Raw genomic sequence first — 8,584 nt, forward strand, 5'->3', positions numbered from 1 at the left:
CCCGCTCATCGGCGGCGCGCTGATCGAAACCATCGGCACTCCCGCGTTCGCCCTCATCATGGGAGCGGTGAGCCTCATCGCCATCGTGCCCACCGCGATAGTCGCGCGGGTCTCGGTCGGCGCCGAGCGCGCGCTGGCCCGATCCGGCGCAGCCCGGGTCTCCGAGTCCACGGTGGCCTGACCCGCGCATCCCGCACCCACTTCCCCGTTCCGACCGCACCAGAAAGCGAGCCAGCAATGACCTCTGCCGCAACGATCTACCGCAACGCATCCGTCTTCACCGGCGACGCCGACCTCGCGCCCCGCGAGTCGGTGGCCGTGCGGGAGGGCCGGGTGATCGCCGTCGGCGATCTCGACGCGGTGCGGCTCGCCGCCGGCGCCGGCGCCGAGGAGGTCGATCTCGGCGGTGCGTTCGTCTCGCCCGGACTGATCGAGGGGCACTCCCACATGCTCATGCTCGGCGAGTCCCTCGACAAGGTGCAGCTGCGCGACGCCGGGAGCATCGAGGAGGTGCAGCGGCGGCTCGCCGCGGCCCGCGCCGCGGCGCCCGACGCGCCGATGGTGCTCGGCACGAGCTGGCTGTTCGACATCTTCCCCGAGGGTGAGCGCCCCACCGCGGCCGCCCTCGACGCCGCCGTCGCCGACGTGCCCGTGCTGCTCGACGCCAACGACCTGCACTCGGTGTGGGTGAACTCGGCGGCGCTCACGGCGATGGGCATCGACCGCGACACCCCGGATCCCGTCGGCGGCGAGATCGTGCGCGACGCGAACGGCGACGCGACCGGCTTCCTGCTCGAGACCGCCGCCATGAAGTACGCGTGGGACTTCCTCGCGGACGCCGCCACCGACGAGGACCGCGACCGGTTCCTCGCGAAGGCGTTCGCCGCCTACCTCGAGACCGGCGTGACCGGGGCGACCGAGATGTCGTTCGGGCCCGCGGACCTCGCGGCCTACCGGCGCACGCTGGATCGCGACGGACGACTCCCGTTCCCCGTGAACGCGCACTGGCTGCTCACCGCGACGGGCGATCCCGCAGCCGACGTCGCCCAGATCGACGAGATCGTCCGGGCCCGCGACGAGCTCGCCGCCGCGCACGGCGACGCCTGGCTCCGGATCGTCGGCGTGAAGTTCATCATGGACGGCGTGATCGACGCCTGCACGGCGGCCATGCGCGCACCGTACGCGAACGGCGACCTGCCCGGCCCCATCTGGGATCGCGCCTCGGCGCTGCCCGTCGCCGTCGCGGCGGACGCCGCGGGCCTGCAGCTCGCCCTGCACGCGATCGGCGACGAGGCGAGCGCCATCGCGCTCGACGCCGTCCAGGAATGCATCCGCGTGAACGGCCCCCGCACCGACCGCCGCCCCCGCGTGGAGCACCTCGAGTCGGTCGCCGACGACACGATCGCCCGCATGGCCGCGCTCGACGTCACCGCGTCCATGCAGCCCGTGCACTGCGACCCCGCGATCCTCGACAACTGGCAGGCGGTGCTCGGCGACGAGCGCGCGCACACCGGGTTCCCGTGGCACAAGTTCCGCGAGGCCGGCGTGCGCCTCGCGCTCGGCACCGATGCGCCCACCGCGCCGCACCATGCGCCGAACAACCTGTTCATCGCGCTCACCGCGAAGTCGGTCCTCGACCGCTCGCGCGAGCCGTACCAGCCGCAGCGCGTCTTCACGCCCGCCGACGCGCTCGAGGCGCTCACCCTCGGCGCAGCGGCCGCGACGCTGCGCGAGGACGAGGTGGGCCGGATCGCGAGCGGCGCCCGCGCCAACCTCGTGGTGTGGGACGCGAACCCGCTGAGCGACGCACCCGAGGCGCTGCTCGACACCGCGGCCGTGCTCACCCTGGTCGACGGGGCGCCCGCGTACGACGCCCGCTCCTAGCACGGCCCGTTCCTGGGCGGCGCACTGGCGCCGCCCAGGAGGGCGCAGCAGAATGGGCGCATGACGAGCGAAGCGTCCGCGCCCACCGAGTTCAGCTACACCGACGCGCACGGGATCGAGATCTTCGCGTACGAGTGGCGGGCCGAGCACCCGCACGCCGTCGTGCAGATCGCCCACGGCGTCGGCGAGTACGCGCTGCGCTACGCGCGCTTCGCCGAGGCGCTGGTCGCCGCGGGCTTCACGGTCGTCGCCGACGACCACCGCGGGCACGGCCGCACCGGCCTCGCCCAGTGGGGCGGCGACCACGCGCAGCTCGGCAAACTGGGCCCCGGCGGGCTCCGCGCCGCCGAGGCCGCCGTGCTGCAGCTCACCGGGATCCTGCGCGAGCGCGATCCCGAGCTGCCGGTCATCATGTTCGCGCACTCCTGGGGCTCGCTCATGGCGCAGCGGATCCTGAACCGCGAACCGCACGCCTGGGACGCCCTCGTGCTGAGCGGCAGCGCGTACCGCACCGTCGGCGACATGGAGTCCGGCGACCTCAACCGGGCCTGGCGCGACGACGACCCCACCGACGGTTTCGCCTGGCTGAGCCGCGACCTCGAGGTCGGGCGCGCCTTCGCCGCCGACCCGCTCTGCTTCGCCGCCGACATCATGAAGCTGTGGGGCGTCGCCGATGCGCTCCGGCTCGCCGGAACCCCCGGCAAGGGCCTCGACCCCGCCCTGCCGATCCTCATCGCCTCCGGCGGCGAGGATCCGCTCTCGCGCAAGGACTCGATCCGCAAGCTCGCCGAGGCCTACCGCAAGCGCGGGGTGCGCGACGTCACGCTGCGCATCTACCCCGAAGCACGGCACGAGATCCTCAACGAGACCAACCAGGAGCAGGTCACGGTCGACATCCTGACCTGGCTGCTCGAGCGTTTCCCGCGCGACGAGTAGGAGCTGAGCAACACCCCGATCGATACCCGCGGGGAGGCCGTCGGGCGTATCCTGGCGACATGTCCATGCACGGTGAGTACAAGGTTCCCGGCGGCAAGCTCGTCGTGGTCGACTTCGAGGTGAGCGACGGGAAGATCGCCGACTTCCGGCTGTCCGGCGACTTCTTCCTCGAACCCGACGAAGCGCTCGACTGCATCAACCGCGCAGTCGACGGGATGAACCCCAACAGCACGATCGACGACTTCGCGAGCGCCATCGGCGCCGCGCTGCCGAGCGAGGTGCACCTGCTCGGGTTCACGCCCGAGTCGGTCGGCGTCGCGGTGCGCCGCGCCATGACCGGAGCCGCGCACTGGCGCGACTACGACTGGCAGATCCTGCACGAGCCGCCCGTCTCGCCCGTGATGAACGCGGCGCTCGACGAGGTGCTCACGACCGCCGTCGGCGAGGGCCTGCGCGGGCCCGCGCTGCGCATCTGGGAGTGGGACCGCCCCGCGGTGTTCATCGGCAGCTTCCAGTCGGTGAAGAACGAGGTCGACGAGGAGCAGCTCGCGGCTCGCGACGCCCAGCTGGTGCGCCGCATCTCGGGCGGCGGGGCGATGTACATGGAGCCCGAGGCCTGCATCACCTACGCCCTCTACGTGCCGGGCGAGCTCGTGCGCGGCATGAGCTTCGCCGATTCGTACGCGTTCCTCGACGAGTGGGTGCTCGAGGCGCTCAAGGCGCTCGGCATCGACGCCGTCTACAAGCCGCTCAACGACATCTCGAGCCCGCACGGCAAGATCGGCGGCGCCGCGCAGAAGCGCCTCGGATCGGGCGCGGTGCTGCACCACGTCACCATGGCCTACGACATGGACGCCGAGGCGATGACCCAGGTGCTGCGCATCGGGCGCGAGAAGCTCTCCGACAAGGGCACCGCGAGCGCGCAGAAGCGCGTCGATCCGCTGCGCAGCCAGACCGGTCTCACCCGCGAGGAGATCATCGAGAAGATGATCGCGGTGTTCCAGCAGCGCCACGGCGGCACCGTCGGCGAGGTCACCGAGGGCGAGTACGACGCCGCCGAGCGGCTCGTCACCGAGAAATTCCTCACCGAGGAGTGGATCCGGCGGGTCCCGTAGGCCGCCGACGCGCTACTCCTCGTCGGTGTCGTCCGCGAAGGCCGGCCACAGCGCGGTGTCGCGCGTGATCTCGACGGCTTCGAAGTCGGGGCTCGCGAGCAGCGCATCCGCGCATGCGCGCGAGCACGCGACGAGGGTCGAGTCGAAGTCGATCTCGCTGACGAGCACCCACTCGCGGCCCTCCGGCCACAGCAGGTTCGGCAACCGGGTGCCGAAGCCCTGCTCGGCCTCCATCCACGGCGCCCGCAGCGGCCAGGCCGGATCCGCGAGGTCGCGGGCTCCGGCCTCGAAGCAGACGTAGGCGCGGTCGGGCAGCTCGAGCCGCGGGCCGGTCGCGGCCTCGCGGGTGAGGATGCCGGATCCGGCGCGCTGCTGCAGGGCGCCTCCGAACGGCTCGAACGTGGTGTGACCGCGGTCCCAGCGCAGCATGCCCTGCAGCAGGTCGCGGATCGCGGGGCCGGTGCCGAAGTGCTCGCGGAAGACCGTGAACGAGGCGCGCCGCTGCCGGGATCGGGCGACGATCGCCCGGAACCAGCGCGGGCCACGCGCTTCCTCGGCGCCCTGAACCGCCGAGAAGAACCCGACCCCCTGCGCGCTCACGAGCCCGCCGTATCCCTCCCACACGGCGACGACGCCGTGATCCGGCGTCGCGGTGTGCGCCGCGAGGATCCTCGCGATTGCGACGAATTCCTGCTCGTCGGGCGAGCCCTCCATCGGGGTCGAGTACTCCCAGCCGTCGACCGACTCGCCCTCCGGCTCCTCGCCGAATGGGACCCCGAGCAGCTCGTGCGACAGCGAACCGGGCTCGAGCATCCGTCCGTGCGCCGCGGCGACGTCCCGCCAGCGTACGACGTCCTCCGAGACCGACTCGGGCCACGCCTCATAATCGGGCGTCTCGAGCGCCTCGCGGTACTCGTCCCAGGTGCCGGTCGCCGGCCGCGAGCGCGCGAACGGGTGCAGGATCCGCACGATGGCTTCGTACCCCGACGGCACGGTGCGGCTGAGCGCGGGGAGCGGCGCCCCGGTCGCGGGGTCGGCCTGCTCGCCGTGGTCGCCCGCGTGGCGCGCGACGAGCCACTCCCAGCGCGCGGCGTCGCCGGTCCAGGGGAAGTCGTCGGGCTTCGGGGGTCGGGTGCTCATCCGAACAGCCTAGGCGGCGCCGTGGGGTGTCCCGGGGCTCAGACCTCCAGCACGACCTTGCCGGTGGTGCCGCGACCCTCGAGCGCGCGGTGCGCGTCCGCCGCATCGGCGAGGTCGAAGGTTTCGCCGACGCGGAACTGCAGGGTGCGCGCCTCGAGCGCTGCGAACAGCTCGCCGTAGCGCCACGACCGCTCCTCGGCGGTCAGCAGGAAGTGACCGAGCGAGGGGCGGGTGATCGACAGCGATCCGCCCGCGTTCAGACGCTGCAGATCGAACGGCGGAACCTGGCCGCTCGCGCCGCCGAACAGCACGAACTCGCCGCGCACCCGGAGCGCGCGCAGCGACTCGTCGAAGGTGTCCTTGCCGACGCCGTCGTAGACGACCGCGACGCCGGCACCGCCCGTCAGCTCGCGCGCCCGATCGGCGAAGCCCTCGTAGGCGAACGACTCGGCGGCGCCGGCCTCGCGGCTCAGCTCCCGCTTCTCCGCGGTCGAGGCCGTCGTGAGCACGCGCACCCCGCGCGCCACGAGCAGCTGCGTGAGCAGCAGCCCCACCCCGCCGGCGCCGGCGTGCAGCAGCACCGTGTCGCCCTCCCGCGGATCGGCCGCGGAGGTCGCCAGGTAGTGCGCGGTGAGGCCCTGCAGCGGGATCGCCGCAGCGTCGGCGACGTCGATGAACTCGGGAAGCCGGGCGACCCGCTCCGCTGAGACGACGAAGCGCTCCGCGTAGGTCGCGCTCGCCTCGGCCGTGATGACGCGGTCGCCGACGGCGAAACCCGCGACGTCGGCGCCGACCGCGGTCACCGTGCCCGAGGCCTCGGCGCCGGGGATGAAGGGGAAGGCCACGGGGTAGACGCCCGAGCGCTGGTAGGTCTCGATGAAATTGACCCCCACCGCAGCGGTCTCGACGAGCAGTTCGCCCGGCCCCGCGACCGGGTCGGCGACCTCCCGCCATTCGAGGACCTCGGGTCCGCCTGCCTGTTCTGCCACCACCGCGTGCATCGTCATGCCGGGTGCAACCGGGGCGCCCGCGCGGCTATTCCGTCGTTCTCAGCGGTCGAGTGAACGCGGGTACAGGATATGCGGCTGCTATTCCTGTACCCGCGTTCACTCGGCGGCGACCGGGCGGGACCGGGTCAGGAGGCCGAGGCGTGCGCCCTGCGCTCGCGAGCGACCGCCCACGCCGTGAGCGCGAGTCCGCCCAGCGCCCACAGCACGAGCGCGAGGATCGCGCCTCCGACGCCGGCGCCGCCCGAGACGACCGCCTGGAATCCGCCGAGCGCCGCGCCGACGGGGCTGCCGTCGCCGATCGCGCGGAGCACGCCCGGCGCGGTCGACACGACGCCGGCCGCGAGGGTCACCACGAGCACCGCGAACGCCAGGAACCGGCCGAGGCCGCCGAAGCGGGCGACGATCCCCTGCACGAGCAGCGCGAACGCCGCGCCGGCGAGGATCGCGAGCGCGAAGAACCCGACACCCTCGCCGAGCGAGAGCTTCAGCGCGATCGGCACGAGGATGCCGGCCAACGCGCCCTGCCCGGCGCCGAGGAGCGCGACCGGCCAGGCGCTGCGCAGTGCGATCGCGGGCACCGAACGGGCCGCCGTGCGCGCGCGGCGCCACAGCGGCGCGAGCACGAGGAACATGGCGAGCGCGCCCGCCCACAGCGCGATCCCCGCGAAGAGCGGAGCGCCCGCGGACGAGAACAGGGCGCTGTCGCCCTTCGCCTCGACCTGGCGCACGGCCGTATCGGCGACCGTCTCGCGCTCGCCCTTCGAGTAGTTGGGGATCTTCGCGACCGCGGTGTCGAGGCCGTTCGCGAGCTGCGTCGCACCGTCGGCCGACTTGCGGGTGCCGTCGGCGAGCTGCGTCGCGCCCTTCGCGAGCTCCGGCGTCTGCGCGGCGAGCTGACCGACGCCCGTGCTCAGCTGCGCGGCACCCGACGCCGACTGCGCGGCGCCCGAGGCGAGCTCGCCGCCCTGCGACGCGAACTCGTTCAGGCCCGCACCGAACTGATCGAGCCCGGCCGAGAGCTGGTCGAGCTTCGCGACAGGATCGCCGCCGGTGCTGCCGGAGTCGCCGCCTGCGGCCTTCGCGAATTTGGCGTTCGCTGCCTGGAGTCCCGCGGCGCCCTTGCTCGCCGTGCCCAGGCCCGCCCCGACTCCCGCCGCTGTCTGCGCCAGGCGATCGCAGAAGTCCTTCGGCGCACCGGAGGTGTAGCAGTCGACGACCAAGCCCTGTTTCTGGTCTCCGAACTGCGCAGCCGCAGTACCGGCCTGCGTCAACCCGTCCTGGAGCTGCTTCCCCGGTTCCGCGCTGTCGGCCTGCAGCTGCCCCAACCCGCCGACGAGCGTCTTGAGCTGCCCGACCACGTCCTTGGCTCCCTGCCCGAGCGGCGCGTAGCTCTCCGCGAGCGTCGACGCACCCGCGGTGTACTGCTGCACGCCCGAGGCGAGCGCGCCCTGCCCGTCGGCGAGCTGCTGAGCGCCGGTCGCGAGCTGCTGGGTGCCGCTGGCGAGCTGCTCGGTCCCGGTCGCGAGCTTCGAGGCGCCGTCGGCGAGCTGCGCGCCGCCGCTCGCGAGCCCGCGAGCGCCCTTCGCCGCATCGCCGACGCCGTCGTGCAGCTGGTTCATGCCGACGAACACGTTGCCGACGAACTGGGATCCGAGCTGCTCGTTGAGCGTGCTCGTCGCGACCTGGGTGACCGCCTGCGCGAGCGTGCCGTCGAGCAGGCGCCCGCGGTCGCTCGTCGCGATGTCGATGGTCGCGCGCTCGGCGTCCTCGGGCGCCTTCGACAGCGAGGTCGCCGCCGCCGAGAAGTTCTTCGGGATGGTGACGGAGGTGGCGTAGCGGCCGTCCTGCACGCCCTGCTCGGCGTCCTTCGCGTCGGTGAGCACCCAGGTGAAGTTGGTGCCGTCGTCGCTCTTCGCGCCGGCCTCGCCGACGAGCTTGCCGGCGAGCACGCGCCCGAGCGGCACCATCTGGCCGTTCACGGTGACGGGCTCGTCGAGATTCACGACGGCGGCCTGCATCTCGCCGAGCCGGTCGTCGGGGTTCCAGAGCCCCCAGAGCAGGAGCCCGGCGACGGTCAGCGGGACGAGCACGAGCCCGAGCACGGTGCGCCAGGTCATGCGGCGTCCGGCCGTCGCGGTCGCGTCCGGGGTCATCGGTCTCCTCCGATCAGTGCGGCGGTCTCCGGGCTGTCGGCCCGTTCGGCATCGGCCGCCTCGACGGCCCCGGCGCGGGCTTCGCGCAGGGTCGTGCCCGCGGGCAGCGCGGCCGCGGCGCATCGCTCCGGATGGGAAGCCCCTGACAGCGGATGCACGGCAGCCGATAGTCGCTCGCCGAGCTGGAGTCAAGGGGGTGCCGCGAAAGCCCACGGGTTCGGAAACTTGAAAGAGGTCGGCGGTCGGCCCGGGGGAACCACCTCCGATCGGGCGCGGGCCCGACGCGCCCGATCGGGCCGTCCCGGCTGGTCGAGGGAGAACCACCGTGAACACCTCACCCAACCGC

The 8,584-nt window shown here is 73.2% G+C and carries 6 protein-coding genes and 1 pseudogene; 4 read left to right on the forward strand and 3 right to left on the reverse strand.

Features of this window, described 5'->3' with window-relative positions; all coding sequences use genetic code 11:
* The 4 genes and pseudogenes from XM48_RS18115 to XM48_RS00515 all read left to right on the forward strand — a co-directional run.
* Positions 1 to 181: pseudogene (locus XM48_RS18115) on the forward strand (MFS transporter); the annotation flags it as partial.
* A gap of 56 nt (positions 182 to 237) precedes the next feature.
* Entirely contained in the window at positions 238 to 1,884 is a 1,647-nt protein-coding gene (locus XM48_RS00505) for an amidohydrolase (RefSeq protein WP_046453815.1), read from the forward strand.
* A gap of 60 nt (positions 1,885 to 1,944) precedes the next feature.
* On the forward strand, positions 1,945 to 2,820 hold the full coding sequence (locus XM48_RS00510; RefSeq protein WP_046453816.1) for an alpha/beta fold hydrolase: 876 nt from the start codon (positions 1,945 to 1,947) through the stop codon (positions 2,818 to 2,820).
* Between the two features lie 65 nt (positions 2,821 to 2,885).
* The gene (locus XM48_RS00515; protein WP_046453819.1) at positions 2,886 to 3,935 is read left to right on the forward strand and encodes a lipoate--protein ligase family protein; all 1,050 of its coding nucleotides are present in this window, start codon (positions 2,886 to 2,888) and stop codon (positions 3,933 to 3,935) included.
* A 12-nt stretch (positions 3,936 to 3,947) separates the two neighbouring features.
* On the opposite strand, the gene XM48_RS16730 is transcribed toward XM48_RS00515, so the two are convergent.
* The 3 genes from XM48_RS16730 to XM48_RS00530 all read right to left on the reverse strand — a co-directional run bounded on the left by XM48_RS16730 (position 3,948) and on the right by XM48_RS00530 (position 8,238).
* The gene (locus tag XM48_RS16730) at positions 3,948 to 5,075 is read right to left on the reverse strand and encodes a hypothetical protein (RefSeq protein ID WP_052961200.1); all 1,128 of its coding nucleotides are present in this window, start codon (positions 5,073 to 5,075) and stop codon (positions 3,948 to 3,950) included.
* A gap of 38 nt (positions 5,076 to 5,113) precedes the next feature.
* Positions 5,114 to 6,076: a quinone oxidoreductase gene (locus XM48_RS00525; protein ID WP_369699843.1), complete on the reverse strand. Its 963-nt coding sequence runs from the start codon at positions 6,074 to 6,076 to the stop codon at positions 5,114 to 5,116.
* A gap of 134 nt (positions 6,077 to 6,210) precedes the next feature.
* A complete protein-coding gene (locus tag XM48_RS00530) occupies positions 6,211 to 8,238 on the reverse strand; it encodes a YhgE/Pip domain-containing protein (protein WP_046453818.1) in 2,028 nt (675 codons plus the stop codon).
* Between the last annotated feature and the right edge of the window lie 346 nt (positions 8,239 to 8,584).

Origin of the sequence: Leucobacter sp. Ag1, assembly GCF_000980875.1 — a bacterium.
Classification (GTDB): domain Bacteria; phylum Actinomycetota; class Actinomycetes; order Actinomycetales; family Microbacteriaceae; genus Leucobacter; species Leucobacter iarius.